At 42.1% G+C, this 21,148-nt stretch carries 17 protein-coding genes and 1 pseudogene; 2 read left to right on the top strand and 16 right to left on the bottom strand.

From position 1 onward, the window contains the following. Positions 1 to 146 precede the first annotated feature (146 nt). Positions 147 to 1,241: a ribose-phosphate pyrophosphokinase gene (locus T357_RS0116680; protein WP_031555023.1), complete on the top strand. Its 1,095-nt coding sequence runs from the start codon at positions 147 to 149 to the stop codon at positions 1,239 to 1,241. Between the two features lie 171 nt (positions 1,242 to 1,412). Here T357_RS0116680 and T357_RS0116675 read toward each other — a convergent pair whose 3' ends face one another. The 7 genes from T357_RS0116675 to ruvA all read right to left on the bottom strand — a co-directional run bounded on the left by T357_RS0116675 (position 1,413) and on the right by ruvA (position 9,091). Further along, positions 1,413 to 2,906, bottom strand: coding sequence for a peptidoglycan D,D-transpeptidase FtsI family protein (locus T357_RS0116675; RefSeq protein WP_031555021.1), 1,494 nt, complete (start codon positions 2,904 to 2,906; stop codon positions 1,413 to 1,415). Further along, positions 2,906 to 4,318, bottom strand: coding sequence for an FtsW/RodA/SpoVE family cell cycle protein (locus T357_RS0116670; RefSeq protein ID WP_044917289.1), 1,413 nt, complete (start codon positions 4,316 to 4,318; stop codon positions 2,906 to 2,908). The genes T357_RS0116675 and T357_RS0116670 overlap by 1 nt, the downstream gene beginning before the upstream one ends. Before the next feature lie 94 nt (positions 4,319 to 4,412). Further along, a complete protein-coding gene (locus tag T357_RS21890; RefSeq protein WP_049962530.1) occupies positions 4,413 to 5,399 on the bottom strand; it encodes a hypothetical protein in 987 nt (328 codons plus the stop codon). After that, complete coding sequence (locus T357_RS21885) at positions 5,371 to 6,771, bottom strand: peptidase U32 family protein (protein ID WP_049962529.1); 1,401 nt, start codon at positions 6,769 to 6,771, stop codon at positions 5,371 to 5,373. Before T357_RS21885 ends, T357_RS21890 begins: the two co-directional genes overlap by 29 nt. A gap of 9 nt (positions 6,772 to 6,780) precedes the next feature. Further along, the gene (locus T357_RS0116660; RefSeq protein ID WP_044917287.1) at positions 6,781 to 7,236 is read right to left on the bottom strand and encodes a cell division protein ZapA; all 456 of its coding nucleotides are present in this window, start codon (positions 7,234 to 7,236) and stop codon (positions 6,781 to 6,783) included. A 193-nt stretch (positions 7,237 to 7,429) separates the two neighbouring features. Further along, complete coding sequence (gene ruvB, locus T357_RS0116655; protein ID WP_031555015.1) at positions 7,430 to 8,440, bottom strand: Holliday junction branch migration DNA helicase RuvB; 1,011 nt, start codon at positions 8,438 to 8,440, stop codon at positions 7,430 to 7,432. Between the two features lie 21 nt (positions 8,441 to 8,461). Further along, a complete protein-coding gene (ruvA, locus tag T357_RS0116650) occupies positions 8,462 to 9,091 on the bottom strand; it encodes a Holliday junction branch migration protein RuvA (protein WP_031555013.1) in 630 nt (209 codons plus the stop codon). Positions 9,092 to 9,477: 386 nt separating this feature from the next. Between ruvA and T357_RS0116645 the strand changes: the two genes are divergently transcribed. Beyond that, complete coding sequence (locus T357_RS0116645) at positions 9,478 to 10,566, top strand: ribonuclease H-like domain-containing protein (protein WP_031555011.1); 1,089 nt, start codon at positions 9,478 to 9,480, stop codon at positions 10,564 to 10,566. A gap of 141 nt (positions 10,567 to 10,707) precedes the next feature. Here T357_RS0116645 and T357_RS22375 read toward each other — a convergent pair whose 3' ends face one another. From T357_RS22375 to T357_RS0116595, 9 genes and pseudogenes are all read right to left on the bottom strand, one after another. After that, positions 10,708 to 10,977: an AAA family ATPase gene (locus tag T357_RS22375; protein WP_081828235.1), complete on the bottom strand. Its 270-nt coding sequence runs from the start codon at positions 10,975 to 10,977 to the stop codon at positions 10,708 to 10,710. Between the two features lie 71 nt (positions 10,978 to 11,048). After that, positions 11,049 to 11,405 carry a BRO-N domain-containing protein gene (locus tag T357_RS19535; RefSeq protein ID WP_330373145.1) on the bottom strand — a complete coding sequence of 119 codons (357 nt, stop codon included), beginning with the start codon at positions 11,403 to 11,405 and terminating at the stop codon, positions 11,049 to 11,051. Next, a complete protein-coding gene (locus tag T357_RS0116630; protein WP_049962527.1) occupies positions 11,395 to 11,748 on the bottom strand; it encodes a helix-turn-helix domain-containing protein in 354 nt (117 codons plus the stop codon). The genes T357_RS19535 and T357_RS0116630 overlap by 11 nt, the downstream gene beginning before the upstream one ends. A 223-nt stretch (positions 11,749 to 11,971) precedes the next feature. Continuing rightward, a complete protein-coding gene (locus tag T357_RS0116625; RefSeq protein ID WP_031555005.1) occupies positions 11,972 to 14,953 on the bottom strand; it encodes a TOTE conflict system archaeo-eukaryotic primase domain-containing protein in 2,982 nt (993 codons plus the stop codon). Between the two features lie 146 nt (positions 14,954 to 15,099). Further along, positions 15,100 to 18,390, bottom strand: coding sequence for a DEAD/DEAH box helicase family protein (locus T357_RS0116615; RefSeq protein ID WP_031555003.1), 3,291 nt, complete (start codon positions 18,388 to 18,390; stop codon positions 15,100 to 15,102). Between the two features lie 154 nt (positions 18,391 to 18,544). Further along, positions 18,545 to 19,678 (bottom strand): HipA domain-containing protein, encoded by a 1,134-nt coding sequence (locus tag T357_RS0116610; protein ID WP_031555000.1) that lies wholly within the window; start codon positions 19,676 to 19,678, stop codon positions 18,545 to 18,547. Between the two features lie 46 nt (positions 19,679 to 19,724). Further along, positions 19,725 to 19,893 (bottom strand): annotated as a pseudogene (locus tag T357_RS22260) (integrase); the annotation flags it as partial. Further along, positions 19,877 to 20,431 carry a shikimate kinase gene (locus T357_RS0116600; RefSeq protein WP_031554997.1) on the bottom strand — a complete coding sequence of 185 codons (555 nt, stop codon included), beginning with the start codon at positions 20,429 to 20,431 and terminating at the stop codon, positions 19,877 to 19,879. The pseudogene T357_RS22260 and the gene T357_RS0116600, both read right to left, overlap by 17 nt. Positions 20,432 to 20,435: 4 nt before the next feature. Next, positions 20,436 to 20,978: a restriction endonuclease subunit S gene (locus tag T357_RS0116595; RefSeq protein ID WP_155991522.1), complete on the bottom strand. Its 543-nt coding sequence runs from the start codon at positions 20,976 to 20,978 to the stop codon at positions 20,436 to 20,438. Positions 20,979 to 21,148 lie beyond the last annotated feature (170 nt).

Genomic DNA, 21,148 nt, shown 5'->3' with positions numbered 1-21,148 from the left:
TCCGATGCAATCAATCACATTGAAAATAACCATATGGATGATACAATTAAAATAAGAATCAGCTCTGTGAAATAAGTCTCAGAGCATTGTGCGTGAAATCAGAAAACAAAATAGACAGCGGCATGAAAGATGCTGGGAGGTGACGTATGGCAGATAAGCTTGGAATCATCGCACTTGAATCAGCGATAAAATCAGGTCAGAAGGTAGATAAGATACTGGAAAGCTGGCGTGGAAAAAGCTTTCTCATTCCCTGTGAATGTCCAAGATTTAACAGCGGAGAAGGAAAGGGAATCATAAAGGAATCTGTCAGAGATAAGGATATATACATCATGGTGGATGTATGCAACAACTCTCTGACTTACAAAATGGATAGCAGCCTTAATCGAATGTCTCCGGATGACAATTATCAGGATCTGAAGCGTATCATTGCAGCCTGCAACGGAAAAGCTTCCAGAATAACTGTCATCATGCCTTTCCTGTATGAAAGCAGGCAACACAGAAAAACCATGCGTGAATCCCTGGACTGTGCGGTTATGCTTCAGGAACTGGAAGCCATGGGGGTTCATGACATTGTGACATTTGATGCTCATGATCCGAGAATGCAGAATGTGGTACCACTAAAAGGAATAGAGAATGTTTCCCCTGCCCTTCAGTTTACCCAGGGACTATTTACCGAGTATGAAGATTTAAAGATAGATGGTGAGCACCTCATGTTCATAGCTCCGGATGAAGGTGCTACGGAAAGAGTTGTGTTTCTGGCTTCTCTGTTCGGTGTAAACATTGGCATGTTTTATAAGAGACGTGATTATACCACCATCGTGAACGGATCCAATCCCATCATTGCCCATGATTTCTGCGGAGGCAGCGTTGAAGGAATGGATGTCATCGTAGTGGATGATATGATTGATTCCGGAGGAAGCATGCTTGATGTTGCGCGCCAGCTAAAAGACCGGGGAGCCAAAAGGATTTTTGTTTTTGCTACATTCGGGCTTTTCTCCCGTGGATTTGAAAAGTTCGATAAAGCCTACGAGAATGGTGATTTTGACAGGATCTTCACCACTAATCTCATCTACCAGAAAGAAGAAATGCTTTCCAGGGAATATTATTTCAGTATCAACATGGAGCGATATATAGCGGCTATCATAGACACCATGAATAAGGGTGGTTCAATGTCTAAACTAACAAAACCTGCTCAGAGGATCAAAGCGACAGTTGAAAAATATAAAAAAATGACCGAATAGACAAAAACTATTGTCGCCTTACGGTCGCTCACCTATAATCAGGTCATAAACAAACTTTGATAAGGATGGACGTATTTTCTATGGCTGATCATGACAGATCAGAATATATAAAGAGGGAGATTCTCATCAACGAGAATCTCCCTCTTTTCATAAGACTTTCTGATTATTTCATCATCTTCCGTTTATCCAATAGTCGAAAACTTTTTTTGCCACCGGTACTGCGGTGCGTCCTCCGGTCTCGCCTTCTTCTACCACTACGCAGACTGCGATCTCGGGGTTATCGTATGGGGCGAATCCGGTGAACCAGGCATTGGTAATAGTTTCACCGTTTTTAGTTACCTCTGCGGAGCCGGTCTTTCCGGCCGCGGCATAGTCCGCATCTCTAAGCTTTGAGGCTGTTCCATCAGTAACAACCGAGCGCATGAAAGAGCCAAGAATCGATGCCTCCTCTTCCGTCATAAGCTGTAACTTTTCGCCTTCCTCAAAAACCTTAATGACATTTCCTTCAGCGGACTGGACTTGTTTCAAAACCTGCGGTTCTGTAAGTACACCTCCGTTTGCAATAGCTGATGCCAGAATCACCTCATGAAGGGGACTCATCATGGTCTCACCCTGCCCGATGGCGGTCTGCATCATGGTCCAGGTACCGGAGTCCTCCGTGACATTAAATCTGCTCTTTTTTGAAGAAAGAGCTATAGGCAGATCCTGGTTGAATAAAAGCTCTTCCGCTGTTTTGGCAAGCTTCGTTTTATTTACCATGGTGCCTATCTTTGCAAAGGCAGAATTGCAGGAGTATGCAAATGCTTCGTGCAGATTCTCTTTCCCATGTTCCTCACCGCTGTAGCAATGCACCACATAGTCTTTATCCTCATCATCACTGTACTCACCGTCACAGTTGAAAGAGAAGTTTTTGTAGTCATTGGGATGCTCTCTTATATACTCAAGAGCCATAACGATCTTGAAGGTTGAACCCGGAGCATAGAGTCCCTGAGTGCATCTGTTGAGAAGTGGCGCCTCGGAGTTCTCATCATTAACTATTCTGTCCCAGTCCTCCACTATGGTGTTTGGATCAAAGCTTGGCTTTGAAGCCATGGCAAGTATCTCTCCTGTTTTAGGATTCACGGCTATAACTGCACCGTTATACTCACCCAGTGCCTCATAGGCCACCTTTTGGAGTCCCGCATCCAGGGTTATGATCACATTATCTCCAAGACTTTTGGTTTCTGTTATCTCATTCGCCACCTGAATCACGGGGTTGGAGTTTGATTCCATGAGGTAGAAATTGGCAAGAGACTCTATACCCGTTTTCCCTTTGGTTGAGTAACCCACCGTCTGTGCAAAAACTCTTCCCAGCGGATATTCTCTCTTCTCTGAGTAACTGCCATCAGGGTTGTCAGAACCATCTTCATTTTTCCTGGTATCCGTCACCTCTGTTCGTGCCAGAACCTGTCCGTCGGAAGATATTATGGCACCTCTTACGAAACGGTTATCAAATACCTCCATTCGGGGGTTGTAGGCATTACCCATTAGTTCATCCGAACGCCAGCCTATGAAGTACACCATGTAACCGATCATGGCAAAAAACAGCAGCGCAAAGAAATAGATGAACCCCACTATATTCTTATTTGTAATTTTCTCCCTTGAACGGGATTTGTTATTATCCATCACAGATCTTCCACATTGACATTATTTCCGTACACCGGATTTTCATTATAAAAACTGCCTTCCTCTCCAAAATCAGGCTCATCTTCCACCATCTCATATTCATCGAATTCGTCTTCATTGCCCTGGATAATGTATAGGGCCTGAATAATTGCAAAAACGATGAAGGCTGAAACCAGTGAAGATCCTCCGTAGCTCACGAAAGGAAGTGTAACTCCTGTAGACGGTATAAACTTTATGGCGCCTCCTATGGTAAGGAACACCTGCACTATGTACTCGATAGCAAGCCCGACAGCCACGTACTTATAAAAACTGTCCCTCATATATGTGGCTATGACCATCATCTGCATGAAGCACCCAAGGCACACCAGGGTAATACATATAGCCGTTATTGCCCCCATTTCCTCAGAAATAGCGGAAATGATGAAGTCCTTTTCAACGATTGGAATCTTATTTGGAAGTCCCTGGTAAAGTCCAAGTCCCGCAAATCCACCGGTACCTATAGCAAAAAGCGACTGGGTGATCTGATAACCCTTATTGTCGATATCAGCCCAGGGGTCGATCCAGGCAAAAACTCTGGTTCGTACATGGCTGAAAGCAAAGTAGGAAAAAACCGCTGCAAGACCCATGCCGATATTACCGATGGCGAGATACAGCCAGTTATTGGTTGCGATATAAAGGATAACAAGGTAAGCCACAAAGAAAATGAGAGCAGACCCAAGATCCTTACATAATACAAGAACCAGCATATGCAAACCCGCCACGATGGAGGTATATACGATATCTTTGAAGCTTTCCGCACAGCTAAGCATTCCCGAAACTGCCAGAATAAAGGTGATCTTTACAATCTCTGAAGCCTGAAATGTGAATCCGGCAATTGAAATAGACATCTTAGCGCCATAGCTGGTTGCACCGATTATCAGGACGATTCCCTGCATAAGTATTCCCAATGCAGCAAATACATATCTCCATCTCACCAGATCCCATACCTTGTCGATGATATAAGGTATGACCAGCGTCAATGCTGCCGCTCCCACCATGATGACAAACTGTTTTATGGATTTGCCCATGTCGAGACGCTCCAGCATGATGAGGCCATAAGCCATGAAAAACACTGTATTGTTCAGCAGTAAGCGGTTAATGTTTCTGTATATATGCGTGGATATAAAGACATAAAGTGCGAAAAACAGAAGCTGAACCAGATAAAAGATCACTGCACTGATCTCTCCGGTTTTCAGATATACTGTCAGATTCATCAGAAAATGAACTAACAGAATGATGCGAAACTGCCAGTAACACAGCGGATTCGCATCATCCTCGTCAGGTATCGTAAGATACCTGAAATTACAATATGTATAAAGAACAATCAAAAACAGCTGGATATATTTTGTAGCTGTAATATATAAATTTACCATTTAAATCCCTACTAAATTCGAGTATGTAAAGCAGGTTCCCTTGCCTGAGTTGTAAGGAAGCACATCAAAAGCAAACACACCTCTTAACACCGGATCACTCTATTCCGTGACGGAAATGTCCCCTGGTCATGGCCCCTGGCACTACCCCGGAAAGAATCTTACGTACTTCGCTTTCTGACTCTATGGAAAAATCATACCGTACACTATCCGGTTCAAGTGCTCTGATATCTCCCTCAAGGTCATATAAAACCAGTGGCTCAGCATTAAAGATCTGGTTGTAGCAATACTTGCAGTAGCATCTAACCGGCATATCCTTCTGCATACGGTCTCTCAAACGAAGTATCCTGTTACGGTGATCACATCTGTCAGAGGTTCTCTGTATACAATTGGCGCTCACCATCATGGGAAGATGCCCATAAACCAGCGCCTCATAGGGCACTGTCCTGAGTCTCTCATCCGACTCATTTTCCTTGAGAGCCTTTCTGAGCCCCATGCATTCCCTGCCCGTAAGCTCTATGGGATAAGTGAGACCTTCCGCTCCCAGATCCAAAAGCATGGAAACTGCCTCTGTGTTGTACCCGTAACAAGTATAATCAAAAATCTTCTTTATAGTATTTAAACCTTTATTACCGCTTTCTGAAGGATCCGATTCCGAAAGAAGCATTGCTTCATCAAAGCTTCTGATAAGAACCGCATCAGGAACTGCCCCAAGTTTTACTAAGTTATCAAGAAGTTCCCGTGAATTAAGGAAAGGGTCTGTCTCCCTCTCAATGCGTCTGAGCCTCAGTCCGCACTCTTTTCCGGAAGCCCTGATACTTCTGAATATTGCCGCGAATGCTTCTGCCTCACGCTTCTCGTTTGCAGCCTTAGATCCTGATTCCTTTTTATCTGAGGTTATCTCCGGAATCCCAAAGCAGGCTTCGTCAACATAAATTCTACTGACAGCTTTTATATCCATCACAGCCTTAAGCTGTGCCTCTGTTTCAACGGAGGCACTGACCGGCATGTGCCAGGCTTCTGCAGATAACCCCTTTTTCCCGGTATTCTTTTTATCATTCCGCGAGTTGTCTCTTCGAACCACTTAAAATCTCCTCTTCGTACCTTTCCAGTGCTTCTCTTCTTAACTGATTAAGCTTTCCCACCGGATAAAACGCATCAGGACTGATATTGACCCTTACGTCCGTAAATCTGAACGCTGTTCCGCCGGTTTTTCGCAGCTTCTCTTCAACATCTGTCGCCACCATGGGACGTTTTTCCGCTGCCGAAACATTATCCTGAGACACCACAGTCACCATCCTGCCACCCTGATCTGTCAGAGTGAGTACCACCGGTCCTCCTGTTTCCATTACTATATCTGCTTCCAGAGGTATCGTGCGGTTTTTGTCTATAAACTCACTCTCGATGTAACCGAGAACCGCTTTATCAATTTCACGGAATTTCTTCTCCTCTATGGCAATCATATCCGCACCGTTATGCTTATTGAGATAGCTGGTGGTGCCGCCTCTGTCGAAAACCTCACTGAGTATCTTCTTGTCTTCGGGATCCACACTGTAAGACTCTATCTCTCCATCCAGATATTTCATGGCCAGATCCAGATACTTTCTGTAGACACTGACTACCCCCGCCGTATATACCGGCGATTTCATACGTCCTTCAATCTTGAAGCTGTAAGCCCCGGACTTAATAAGGTCAGGCAAAAGGTCTATGGTCTGCATGTCTTTCATGCTGAGAAGATATCCCTTTTTCCGAAGTTCTCCCGATGTCTTTCCATTTTTCGGGTTTGCCAATGTTTTCGCCCCGTCGGCAGTCTCTCCGCGGCTGATGCTTTCGTAACACAAACGGCAGGTCCCTGCGCAGCGACCTCTGTTCCCGGATCTTCCGCCAAGAAGAGAAGACATAAAACAAGCTCCTGAGAAGCTGTAACACATGGCTCCATGGCAGAAAACCTCAAGCTCCATTCCGGTTTCATCATGAATCTTTTTTATCTCTCCGAGGCTTAATTCACGGCTCACCACAGCTCTTGTCATGCCGAATTTCTGCGCCATGCGGGCTCCTGCTACACTTGATATTGTTTCCTGGGTGCTGGCATGAACTTCAAGACCCGGAAACATTTCATGTACCTTCTTAACGGCACCCAGATCCTGCATTATGAGCCCATCAACTCCGGCTTCATAATAAGGTTTTAAGTATGAAAAAAGCTCTTTAAGTTCATGATCCTTAAAGAGTATGTTTACCGTCATATAAAGTTTTACCGAGAAGAGATGACAGTAACGGATGGCCTCCATTACCATATCTTCCTCCTCGGTTGTTGCTGAATCCGCGTAGGCTCTTGCGCCAAATTTCCTGCCGCCCATGTAAATGGCATCGGCGCCTGCATTAACCGCCGCCACCACCGATTTAAATGAACCGGCCGGTGCTAGCAGCTCTACACGTTTATCTCTTATTATTTTCATATTTAATAATTAATTCTTTTTTCTTGCCCCTGTTGTGATGGAAGTAACCTTCTCATCCTCTGTAAGAGCATTATCTCTCGCATCTCTGGCAGCAAGCTTTGCTTCAAGCTCCGCAAGACGCTTCTGAGTATCTGCAAGTTCCTTTATATTATTCTCAAGCTTCATCTGATAATTTACCAGATCATGCTTCAAACTGTAGCACTCGCGCTCAGCTTCGTCTTTTTCTCTTTCAAATTTTCTGGTCTTATCCTGCTCGTGGAAAAGATCGTCACATATATTAATTTCCAAAAGTAATGCTTTTAAGTTGTCATCCAGCTTGTTGTAATTGGCAACCATTTTTTTAAAATCAAGAACCTTCTGATTGAGATAGCTTGCCACTTCATGCATGTATCCTTCTGTTGCATTGCCTGAAAGCTGATATATCTTTCCATCGATAACGACTTCTACTGTATTTTTTTCTGCCATGGATTTACTCTCTGTTCTTTCTATAATAGGTATATGAAAAATACACCGAATATTACTACACTCCGATGGTTTTGTCAAATGTAGAAAGCCACACCCGACCTCGGAATACATGTATATTGTACCACATTACAAGCCCAATAAAACAGAGATATATGAGGAAATGCTGTTTTAATAAAGAAAATGCAAGGCGATCTTACAGATCAAGCGTCTCCTGATGAGGCAGTCCAAGATGCCTGTAAGCATTGGCAGTGGCAACACGGCCTCGTGGAGTTCTGTTTATAAGACCATTCATGAGAAGATACGGCTCATAAACGTCCTCAATGGTTCCGCTGTCCTCGCCCAGAGCAGCCGCAAGGGTCTCCACACCAACAGGTCCGCCGTTAAACTTTTCCATGATTGTCAGAAGATAGGTTCTGTCGTTCTGGTCAAGACCAAGCTTATCCACGTCCAGTATATCCAGTGCCATGTCCGCAGCTTCCTTTGTAATCTTTCCGCCGTACTTCACATCTGCAAAGTCTCTCACTCTCTTTAAAAGTCTGTTGGCAAGTCGCGGCGTTCCTCTGGATCTCAGCGCTATACGCTCGGCACCCTCATCATCTATCTCAACATTAAGAACATTTGCTGAACGCAGCACGATTTTTTTGAGCTCATCTTTATTGTAAAACTCAAGCTTTGAGATGATGCCGAAACGGTCACGGAGAGGCGCTGACAGAAGTCCTGCTCTTGTGGTTGCACCGATAAGGGTAAAGTGCGGAAGGTCAAGTCTTATGGATCTCGCCGTGGCATCCTTGCCCAACATGATGTCTATGGCAAAATCCTCCATGGCAGGATAAAGTACTTCCTCCACCTGACGGTTAAGTCTGTGTATCTCATCCACAAACAGCACATCCCCTTCAGAAAGCCCATTCAAAATAGCGGCTATTTCACCAGGTTTTTCGATGGCAGGACCGGAGGTCACCTTTATGTTAACCCCGAGTTCATTGGCTATAATGTTGGAAATGGTAGTTTTTCCAAGTCCGGGAGGTCCGTAAAAAAGGCAATGGTCCAGTGACTCTCCGCGGTTCTTCGCTGCCGTGATGTATACCTTCATCATCTCCTTAAGCTTTGACTGACCTATGTAATCATCCAGCTTCTGGGGTCTGATCTTCGGCTCCAGCTGTCTGTCTTCTACTGTTTCATCTGTATTTATAATTCGACGTTCCATCTAAATTAACTTCCTTCAAATTTATAGAAAACTGAGATTCTTCAGCGCCAGCTTCAGTATCTGATCCACTGTCATATCTCCGCTTATCTCAACCTTCTTCACCGCACGACTCGCCTCGGTCTCAGAGTATCCCAGAGCAACAAGTGCTTCCACGGCTTCCCTTTGTGCACTGTGCGCCATGGCCGCTCCGGTAAATGCCTGTCCGCTGCCTGAAGAACCATGATCCAAAGCTGTATTGAAAACCTCTGAGGCATCCAGCTTATCCTTGAGATCCAGAACTATCCTCTGGGCGGTTTTACTTCCTACTCCCGGTGCTCTTGAGATAGCCTTGCTGTCTCCGGTAACTATAGCCATCCTAAGGTCATCCGGCGACATGGCACTGAGGATGCCAAGGGCTCCCTTGGGGCCCACACCGCTGACTGTCAGAAGCATTGTAAACATCTCCCTGTCCTCCGGTGTCAGGAATCCGCAAAGCTCCACACCATTCTGGGTTACTGAAAAATATGTATATATCTTAACTTCTTCTCCTATGGAAGGAAGGGCTCCTATAACTGTGGCCGGCACCCTGATTCCGTATCCTACTCCGGATGCCTCAACAACTATCATTCCTTCCTGGATCTCCGCCAATTCTCCATGTATAAAACTGATCATATATGTCTCCACAAATACACGAATATTCGTCCCACACATTGCTTCTCTGAAGCTATTGCAATATCGACATGTACCTTGAATCCGCGCCAACACGCTGCTTCTCGATATATGTCGTCAAATCAGACCATCTGTTCTGTCTGTCAGATTTATTTCACGACGTCAGCCGTCTGATACTGGACTTATACAGTATGATAGCACAAATGTTTGCTAAATGCCATATCTCCTTTTGACCAATGTTTAATCCTGTGTTAGACTCGGTCTATCGGTCAGGAAATAGTTCACTTAACAGTAACATTACATTCGAACACTATTTTGGAGATTGGTGTTCACCGGATTCAGACTACTTATGTCTAGGACGAATTGTTTTGCCGAAAGAAGGGATTACTTTGCTTCGAATAGAAAAACCAATTGAACTTACAACTGAATTTGACTTGTCACTGATCGCTCCGGCGGAGGATATCATGTTCTTTGACATTGAAACCACCGGACTTTCTTCATGGAAATCAGGGCTTTATCTCATTGGTCTCCTTACCTATGATGAGAGCTGGAAGCTTATCCAGTATTTCTGCGAGGATGTCAGCGACGAAATCACAGTGCTCGAAAACTTTTTCACACTTCTGTCTTCAAAAAAAGTGCTGATCTCCTTTAACGGAGACGGCTTTGATATCCCTTTTCTCACACATATGGCGGAACAATACGGGCTTCCTTACTCTTTTGATAATGTTGAGAGCTTTGACATTTTGAAAAAAATCCGTCCTTTGAAGAAGCTGCTGGGACTTGAGAATATGAAGCTTAAGACCTGTGAAAAATTTCTGGGAATATACCGTGAAGACCGTTTTTCCGGCGGCGATCTTATAAATGTCTATTTCCAGTGGCAGGAGGACCACTCTCAGGATAAACTTGAATGTCTCCTGTTACACAACTTCGAAGACATCGAAAACATGCCGCATATCCTGCCTATACTAAACTATCTTTACGCCCTTACCGGGAGTTTTTCGCTGCATTCACAGGAAATCGTAGAGCACCCGACTGAGAAAAGGAAGGTTCTGAGTCTCACCTATGAGACCTCCGTAACTGTTCCTGTGCCCCTTGATATAAAACTTGATAACTGGTTCATGAACCTGTCCGATACGGATCTTAACCTCTGTGCCGACCTCTATGAGGGTGAACTGAAATTCTTCTACCCGAATCACACAGACTACTATTTTCTCCCCATGGAAGACAGGGCCATACACAGATCTTTGGCTGAGTTCGTAGACCGGAGCCACAGAAAGAAAGCCACTGCCAAAACCTGTTACCAAAGAGTATCCGGGTTGTTTCTTCCGGAACCGGAGCCTGTCTTTTCTCCTGTTCTTTACAGGGAGTATAAGGACAAACTCGCTTACACTCAGTTCGCGCCGGAGCTTTTTGATGACGAAACTCTGACTGAAGCATATCTCCGGTCAGTCATAAAGCAGCTGAAACTAAAGATGTGAAAAATGCCATACAACCAAAGGCCGCTCATATAAAACCTCATAAGAACACTAATACCGGCAACATCACGATATACTACCTATGTTCATGATATGTCTCCTTTGGAATTTGAATCGAAAAATATCCAGGTAGTGCAATAGGCACTAACCTGGATATCCAACTGTCATCTTTTGTGTCCGGATGTTTGTCCGGTGTTTTTGATGTAACTTAACTTCTTTTGTATTTGTTTTTAATGTTGCATTAAACATATTCCGCATGAATCCGGTGATTTCATCCCAGTATCCATTTACATATGCCTCCTGCATCGGAGTATCGTATTCATCAATCAGGATAATGACTTTTTCTCCATAATACCTTCTGAGCAAAGACGAAAAAATGTTTAAACAATTGCCTGCAGGCGCTGATTTATCCATTCTCGCGAATAGCCCTTTTTAGCATAGGTTTCCAAAGCGCGTTCTATAGTCAGCTCAGGATCTATTACTTCTTAAATTCGCTCGCGACCAACCTGAGCAAGCCACAGCTTGAATGGCTCAGCTTTTTTCGAAGGAATAGATTGGATCAAGCGAAGCAATTGTTCGGTGTTTGCTACATCGGTATTATATCTTTTGCCATCCTTCGGCGATCTCATTTTCAGTTGGTTACAATTTGTAACCAACTGACTCCCCTCTTCTTTAAGTCTATTTTTCAATACTTTCCAATAATTCCTTGCACCATCGATATCAGGTTGTTCAGTCATTATACCAACTACATCCACAACCGAAAAATACCATTCTTCCTCATCTTCAACCCATGCCGTCCTAATCGGCTGGTCTTCAAATAACTGAACTTTATCATTTGCCATCTGCACGTTTCCCCCTTATCGGTTCTTCGTCTTGTTTTTGCCCATTTTCCTCAAGCAGCATAATATATTCCATCATTCTGATCAAATATTCCGGAGGGGCGCTTATTCCCTGTTCCCACTGCTGAAGAGTTCTTACGGGAATTCCAAATTTAGCGGAAAACTTACTTTGTGATAATCCCGTTTTCTTTCGTAACTCCTTTATTTTTACTGATATATCCATACTTTCATCTCCAAAAACATTTTTATACTTTAATAAAGTATAAACCAACTCATATACGTCGTCAACGTATATATTTCTCTCATTGGGTACAACAATATTTTCCCAAAATAAAACTGCAGGCAACCACAAGGATCACCTGCAATCTATTATCATTATCTGTACCGGATGAATGGGATAACACAAATGTACTATTCCAGCTCATTTACAAGGAAATTTCTAACCGTTTTTTCCTGTTCTTTTCGCACTTCTTATATGTATCATTTGACACGCTTTTCAATATATTCATACCGATCAAATGCTACTGTACCCAAAGTGTACCTAAAAGGATTATATCACCTCGCATCCATTAACCAAAGGTCATTTCCAATAATTCCTGAGCTGCATCTTTGCTCTTAACACGCATCAGATTATCATCAATCTTTGCCCTCGAAAGTAAATTCATGCTTCCGTACCATACTATTTCATCGTCAATGATGGCAAAATGTTCATGCATATGATCCTGGAGTCTAACCTTTATGCCACAGTTTACTAATACCTGTACAAGAGCCTTTGTATCTTCAATCTTTTCTTCCGGATAGCCTTCGGGATTAAGTGTAACAACAGTAATCTTCACCCCATTTTCTTGTCTTTGCATTATAAGCCTTACAAATGCATTTACCTTAGCCTGATTTAATCCCGGGCTGGAAATAATGACCTCTTTATTCGCCTCCAGTAAATCTCTCTCATACACTTTTTCATATGTATCTATACCAAAGATTGCATTTGCATTTTGCTTTTCGGAAATAACATTATTGCATATTTTGTATCCTATCTTCTTATATGTTCTAAGGCGTTTATGATACATTTTTTCAAGGACACGAATATGAGAATCTACATAGTCGTAAATGATAACTTCTGTCTTAGTTTCATAGTCTCGATGGAGGCGCCCGGCAAACTGCTCGATATTCCCTTCAGCTGCCGCAGGCATTGTAAGCATCATTGTATCAAGCCTCGGATAATTGAATCCTTCACCAATATACTTATCTATCGCTACCAGGATGACTGACTCCTCATCCGGAACCGACCGCATTTGCAATCTCATTTCATCCTTGGCTTTTCTACTGCCTCCGCCCTGAAGAAGATAAATATGGTCCGCTTTCCCTTGCAGTCTTTGAAATAGAAGCTCCGCATGTTCCTTATACTTTGTCAAAACAAGCGGGGTTCTTCCATTTTGAACGCAGTTCTCAACATCTATGATAATCTGCTCATTTCTGGAATCGCATTCAATAACCGCTCTGTTTGCTTCGGTAACTTTAAGATCAGATGCACTAACAAGCCTTGTAAATCTCGGATAAACAAAATGATCAATACCCTGTTTTTCAGCTCTTTCTTTAGCAGTATAACGGAATCTAATCGGACCAAACTGCATAAATACTTTCTTTTCGAGTCCATCTTCCCTCTTAGGCGTTGCGGTCAATCCATAAACATACTTTGCTTTTGCCAATCCTATAACATCCTCGACAGTTTGTGCCGCCCCATGGTGACATTCGTCCATAATCACCATTCCATACTGTTCAATAATCGGATTGATATCATCTCCCTTACCCAGAGATGAGAATATAGCCACATCAATAATCCCCGTCATGGAATTATGTCCGGCATATAGCTTTCCAATTATGCTTTTTCTCTTCTTTACCTTTCCTGTTTTGGTCTTATATTCCGGCAGCTCAGCATTTATATCCAAGAACTTAGTTAAATCCTCTATCCAGTTTTTTTGAATTTCTGTATTATGTACCAGAATAAGGGTATTAGTTTTTCTTTGCGCTATCATATATGCGCCTACAACCGTCTTGCCAAAAGAAGTAGTTGCAGCGAGAATACCATTATCATGTTCCAGAATAGTCGATGCACCCCTCATCTGCTCTTCATATAGTGTTCCATTGAAAGAAACATCCAAAGGTGTGCCGGTGCACCTATTATCAGTCAGCGAAAAAGGAATATCCACCTCATTGAATCTATCAACAACAGAATCAAGCAAAGCGCGAGGAATACAAATATAACCTGATTCATCGTAACCGCAGAAAACTATTCGCGGTATACCTTTTGTTGATAATCCCATTGCAGCCTTCTTATAAAAATCCGGATTGCTAAAAGCTGCCATGCGCCGCAATGCATTTTGCATTCGTGGTTTCATGTTCTTTGTATTGATGTAAACCTTGTCAGCAATTACAATCTCAACAGCAGACGAAACGTCTTCTTTATGCAAAGGATGTTTAGCTTTGTCCCAAGGCTTAGTATCGTTCGAAGACTCAGAATTCGCTTCAAACTCATTGCTAAGAACACCAAGGATCCCTTCTGCTGACCATTCTTTTATTCTTTCTTCTACGGTTTCGGAAGAAAGTTTTTTCACCTCTTTTAAACAATCCCATTGATTGGGGTATGCATTCCAGTTTTCATCAATAAAAGCGCTATTTCCATACTTCAAAGCCTGTCCTTGTAATGGCAGTGCTACAAGATTACCGAGTCCCGGCTTGCCTGTTTTTGTATTAATCGGTATATGATCCTGAGCCGGAAGCATTCTGTCATAATACTTGAAGCTTCTCATATTTACAGACTCAGCGCCTTTAGTTAAAAGAGCAGTCCCGAATTTTCTTGCTGTAACGGCAAGTATCGGCTTTTCGAAGAACATCCAAATATGAGCTCCTTTTCCGGACCGTGAACGTTCAACCAAAACCGGAACATCATTGTTTTCACAGATCTTCCTGAAAGCATTAACCTCTGCCATCCACTCCGAATCAAGGTTTGCTCCATCATCTCCACCGATTTTGTCGTCATGACAATCAAAATCAAATACAAGAAAATTGACTGTTTCATCAGGAAACATCGGATATAATCCTATTACATCCGAGGCATCTTCCCTAGCGCCCATTAAATGCTCGTACAGCACTTGACCAGTCAATTCTTTATACCTCTGGTTCTGACATTCTCCACAACCCGCCTGCGGATTATTCTTTTTTGGGCATATTCCATCTTTCCAGAAATTCCAGCATTGCGTATAGTATCCATGTTTTCCGGTTTTCTTGTTAGCCTTTCCGGAACGTTTGCTATATACATCATTCCTACCCTTGAACAAATGATAGTAATACTGGATATGCTGCTTGGTAATAGTAACCGGAAGAATACGAGCTCCTTGATCCTCTTCAAAAGCAAGATTCCTGTCTGGTGACAAATCATCTAAATCCTTTGCCTCCCGCTTGTATGAAATCCCAGCATTATCGAGAAGTCCGTGCAAATATTCAATTTCATTTTCAAGTTGACTTATTCTCGATAAGTACTGTTTTTCATTCATTGCAATCCTTCCATTTTATTTTCAGTTACTTTCTTTTTTTCTACAAGAGCATAGCTAAGCTTTTGCTGCCACTTGGGTAATGTGGCTACCCAGTCTAATATATCTTCAGTAATCAAGTTTACTCCCTCCCAATTCACCACTTTGTTTTACGCCGCTATCGCGTTATCATTTATGCTTTCAATAACTTTCCGGATTCCCATCCAAACATTAAGATCTGTAAAAATCTCAACTACGCTTCCCTGATCCGTAAACGGAGATTCTTGAAGCACGGACAGATCCTTCATCATACCGTTATGTACGATATACTCAACTATCTGGTTAACAAAGTATATCTGCCTGCTATCAAGGTTGGCGCAATCCAAATACTCTGAAAAAGTAGCCTTAGCCGCATTCATGTCAAGACCGACAATCTCGCGTACAAGTTCACCCAAAGGCTTAGAGCCATACTCCTGCTCATATTCTTCCTTTGTGCCGAGCTCAGACCAAAGAACTTTTTCCAATGCCTCTATATCGTCGTGCGACAAAGGAATGTTGGACTTAAGTTGTTTAATTGCCTCGTTATCCTGATGTTCACGGATGTAGTACTCAGCTTTTGCCTTGTAATTTTTCAAATCATCATGCTCGAGCTCCGACTCATTCCAGGAAACATCAAGGATATCATCCTCAAAGTTTGTATCATAACGAAGCTTGGTATGAGGAATATACTTCATAAGATTACGAAGTTTTTCTCTGATTTCCTCAAACTCATTAATGCCGCAGTTATCGATGTAATCCGTATAAAGTATCTTATCGATAAGTTCTGCCTGTACCTTTATTTCCGGTATGTTTGCAACGCTGGCGATACCCCTGACACGCTTAAACAAATCGCTTCGAGCTTTTCCGTATTTCTTGCCCACAAGGTATGCAAGCTCTATCCCATACATAAGTGCATCGAAACGTACCGCACTTGCTTTGTCATCGTTCGGAAGAATCAGAGGCGCAAGTTCTTCACGTACTATCAATGTATCTTCATATGTCAGCGTCTGATAATTAGCCTCGTTTGAATACAAGTCAACATACTTCAGGTGCTGCCTAACCGCAAAATTCTCACGTGGAAGTTCCTGCACCTTACCGGTCATCATCTCTACCAGAGCATTGCGATATGCTATAAGCCTGTCCACCTGATATTCCAGATCCTGTAGCTTATATGTAATTTCGAACTGCAAGTTAAAAATTGCCCCCTGAAGCGCAATCATATTAGCAGTAGGTTTTCCCTTGCTCATGCGGAAGAACTCAAAGTTACCGCAGAAATCAAAAATGTAAAACTTGCTCTTGTCTTCTCCATCAATAAGTCCCGGACATAGTCTGGTACCGCGTCCGATCATCTGCCAAAACTTGGCATAGCTCATTACCTTCTTAAAGAAGACAAGGTTCAATACCTCCGGTACATCGATACCGGTATCCATCATATCAACGGATATCGCAATCTGAGGCAGCTTATTAGGCTCAGAGAACTCATCAATAAGAGTCTGGGCATAGTTGATCCTATTGTCGATTACCTGTGCAAATCCGTTAAGATGCGGGTAGTCTTTATTAAAGATATCAAGAATCTTTTCCGCATGATCATGGTTTTTAGCAAAGATGATAGTCTTACCAAGCTTCTGACCATAATCTATCTTGATACCCTCTGTCATAACAGTGTGCAGTACCTGACGGATGGTATCTTCATTGAATATCCATGAATTGAGCGCGGATGAACTGATAGCTTCCGGAACATCTCCGTCTTCCATCTCAAATGTACTCTCATAAATAGCTTTATCTTCATCGGAAAGATCCGCATAAACGATTCCCTGTTCTATAAACTTAAGCTTAGTTTCTACAGACAGGAAATCAACAAGATATCCGTCGGTTACAGCCTGACCGAGCTCGTAACCGTATGTAGGAACTCCGGGCTCCAATTCGAATATTTCATAAGTATTCTTATCGATATCATCCTTAGGTGTAGCTGTAAGACCTACCAGTGAAGCATCAAAGTATGTAAAGATGTCTCTGTATTTGTTATAAATAGACCTGTGCGCTTCATCGCATATTACAAGGTCAAAATGGCCACTGGTAAACAGTTTTTGATCCTCAACCTTTACAGAATCAATGCAGTTCATCATAGTCTGATACGTAGAGAAAACGCAGTGAGCATTATAGTTATCCTTCTCTTCGCAAAGGTTTGTCACCGAAAGGGATGAATAGTTGTTTACAAACGCCCTCTTTGCCTGAGTTACAAGCGATGTCCTGTCAGCAAGGAAAAGGATATTTTTAATCCAACCCGCATCAAGAAGTACATGACATAACTCTATTACGGTTCTTGTCTTACCGGACCCTGTTGCCATGACAAGAAGCGCTTTACGGCGGTTCTTCTTATCAAAGCTGTCGCATACTGTCTTTATAGCAGCCTCCTGGTAATAACGACCGGCAATCTTCTTATCTACATTTATATGATCAAGGGATGTCCGCATTCTTCTGAGATTGAACATCTTTTCAAGGTCTGCCTTGGAGTATATGCAGGCAACTTTTCTCTCCGGATACTGTCCATCAATAATTCTTGTTTCAAAACCATTGGTTAAGAAAACGCACGGTCTTCTCTTGTATTGTTTTTCCAAAAGATCTGCATAAAGCTTTGCCTGCTGGCGTCCCTTAGATACGTCAACGCAGGTTCTCTTTGCTTCAACAACGGCAAGTGGCTTATGTGAATTATCATAAAGGACATAGTCCGCATAGCCGACTTCGGATTTATTAGGCATCCCCGGAAGTTCTACTTCATTGATCCAGTCGGAACCTTCTTTCCAACCGGCATCCATAAGCATGGCATCAATATAAATCTTTCGTGTTTTGTACTCCGATAGATCAAGCGGCTTCGGAACATAAGTCTCTGCCTGTTCTTCACGACGAGATGTCAGCTCTTTCTTTAATGCGGAATTCTCAGCAATTAGTTTTTCAACATCAACGTCAGGGAAATCCTTTGTAACTTGTTCGGTTTCGCCCTTTGTAAGTAAAGACTTGTCAAAGTTATGTTCTTCGTATTCATCGGCATAACAGTAACACACAAAGTCAAAGAAAATCTGAAGGTTCTCAAGGCAGAGTATCGCCTGGTCTTCTGTGATCTTCTTGCCGGAATGAGCAGCATTGTTACCCATCTTACGGATGAAATCCATACGCTTCATGAGGTCTTCATCGATGATATCTCTGAATTCCTCTGTGCTCATAAGGCTTATCAGATTATCCTGATAAGGCATAGATAGAGAAGCATCGACCGAATACATCCACTTTATTGCAAACTCCATCGCCCTGCGGCAGTTGATGATGCAGGAGGTAGGATCTATATATAATATTTTCTCAGCCGCAATCGCCACATCGGAAAATGTGTTAAACTTCGGCTCCTTTTTCAAATAATCGAAATTTGTCATAGCTACGAAAAACGCATGGCCGCGGAGACGGTTAAAGCAGGACATGCAAGCTTGCTTGCAATGGACTGCTTTAATCGGATCAGCGGGCTGTGTGGCGACAGCCACACAGCGAAAAAGCTGTAGGCTTTCGAGCGGTCATGCCCTATGCCTCCTTTCAGTTCAGAATCTCATGTACTCTTTCCTGTACCATTTTACTGATTAGTTTTAATCTATCCGATGAATAATTATATGCACCTACTTTTTGTAGGTTATATGTTAACATCTTTCTCAATTTTTCTTTTAATCTGCTGTCCATTATCTTTTTTGCTTCCTCTATATAATCTTCATATACACTGGGAAGCAATGTACCGGCATATTCCTTAAGTAGTTTCTCATCTGCCCAGTTTTCTTCTCCTGCTAGATTAAACAGGGAATTTCCATGGTCAAACAGTGGTGCCGGAGCTATTATCTTATTTGTTTTACTATCAACAAGCACTCCGAAATTGCCAAAGTGCCTGTCAGTATTGTAGATCACTGCATCTAACACTATCATATCATTAAGAGCATCTACATATTTAGATCCAAGATTCTCATAATACTCTCGTACCGCCTTCATTCCACCGGTTTTTATGATTCGACCAATTGGGACAAATGCTACATCTTTACTCGTAAACAATTCGCATGCGGAGCACAATTGTTTCTTCCATTTTGAAATCTTGTACGTAGAAACATTCATGCCCAAAGCAGTCCCTATCTCATATGCATATAGTTCCGAATACGGCTCATTTCCAGTATTGGATGCCCCCGATGTAGCACCCTTATAAAGATAAACCTTTCCATTAATTCTTCTCCAGCATTTGGGGAGCATGCCATTTGTCGTAAACTCTGGAGACGACGCCAGAGATGATCTGGCACTACTCCCATATCCGGTAAAAGCAATCATGGCAAGCACACGGCTGAAATTATTCTCATAGAGATTATTATCTCCAAATGTACCTTCAAATCCTTCTTCCACTACCCAGTATGAATCATTTAATGATAAACCCCTGCAAACCGAGATAACATCCATAGGTCTGTTGGCATTAAGACCACACTTCGCAAGAAAAGCATTAACATAGGCTCGATTTTTCGGGATAGTTCTGTTTTTCATCCAAGAAGCAAGCCCTTTGTCACTTAGCTCCATACCTAAAGGAAGAAGATGCTTTTTTTCTTCATTTATCCATGTGATCTGCAACACCGGATCAGCTAAGTTCTCAATAATTTTAAATTTAATAAGCTCTACATCAAATAGTTTTAAAATATATTCCATATAAGATTCTCCCATTGCTTCCTTTTACAGTGCCGGAATAGGTATCTTCGTCAGATATTACTTTCTTAACCTGCTGATTCATTTTTATCTTATGTATTCTCCTCATGGGGCTTTTAAGTATATAGTTTTCCTCTTCCAGCCATGAGAAAAAAGCTCGAGATATTGCGCCTCACATTATCAACTGTAACCTTACTGCAATTATTTATTTTCTGATAGATTTAATTCACTTATTATTTGTGCTGCAGCCTTATCTGCATTCAAGCCTGCTATATTTACTTGATGCTCTATCTTTGAAAAAGCCGGTTTAAAGTATCTTATATCCTCTTTTATAGCCTTGATATATTTACTCTTCCGAGCGTTCTTATATTCATCATCATGATATGGCTCATCATTTTCATCAGTGAATATCAATCTGTCAAAGATATTTTCAGGTGTATCTTGTATTTCCACACAAACCACTTCAGATGAAGCCTTCTTCAGATATGTGGTGTAATACCTCGTGTAGTATATTGGTGGCACAGCCATAACTTTGTTATCATCCTTCTTTATGAGCTGCTCAATAATATATCCTCTCTTCTGATCTCTTTCTGCTGCATAGGGATTAGCTTTTATAAAAGCATCAATATTTCTATACCCATAAAAGCTCTTAATTTCATCATCGATATCATAAAAACTATAGCCAAGCTTCTCTGCCATTATTCTTCCAATTGTGGTTTTTCCTACATTTGATACACCAAACAATAATATATTCATGTCTTTATCCAAAATATTCCTGCATCAGACTATCAAATAATTTCTGAGTTTCATCCAGCGACTTCTGCACTGCAACTTTTGATTTGTCGACTTGACTTGTAAACTCTGAAAACTGTTTCTGCAATTCAATTGGTGGCATTATCATGTTAAATACTCTTATATCACCAACATTTATATGTGGAGAAGCTGAACCACTCATCCCTTTCAGTGCGTTATTCAAAAATGAATCGCAATTCATTGCCATACTTAAGAATTCAGGCATACACTGTTTCTGATCTGGTGATAGAAGCATCGAGCGTTGTCCAAGCGCAACATCACAGTCTCGATCAATTACTGCTGCAATACCTAAGATTGCACCTTCTCTTGTATAAATCACATCGCCTTTTTCTGGTTTCTTACGCTGGATACGTTTTACATATTCTTCTTCCGGAATATACTCAATTTCATCCCAAAGAATTTGATTTTTCTTAACAATTGATGTACGAATACACATAAATCCCGTATCATCTGTAGTGTAAGAAGGCGTCGAATGAGGACAGTCAACTATCGAATAACACGCTTCCTCTAATGGTTTTGTATCCCAGCCCCTCTCATTTGTAACTGGATCACCAAAGAGCTCGACAAATCGTTAAGGAAAGAATCGAAGATGGTGCAAACGAAAAAGCAGCATTACGCTTTCCAATAGCTGCCCTTTCGTTTGCATCAATTTCGATTTTT

Source organism: Oribacterium sp. FC2011 (assembly GCF_000701645.1).
Taxonomy (GTDB): Bacteria; Bacillota; Clostridia; order Lachnospirales; family Lachnospiraceae; genus Oribacterium.
This window is presented reverse-complemented; position numbering and strand designations above follow the sequence as displayed.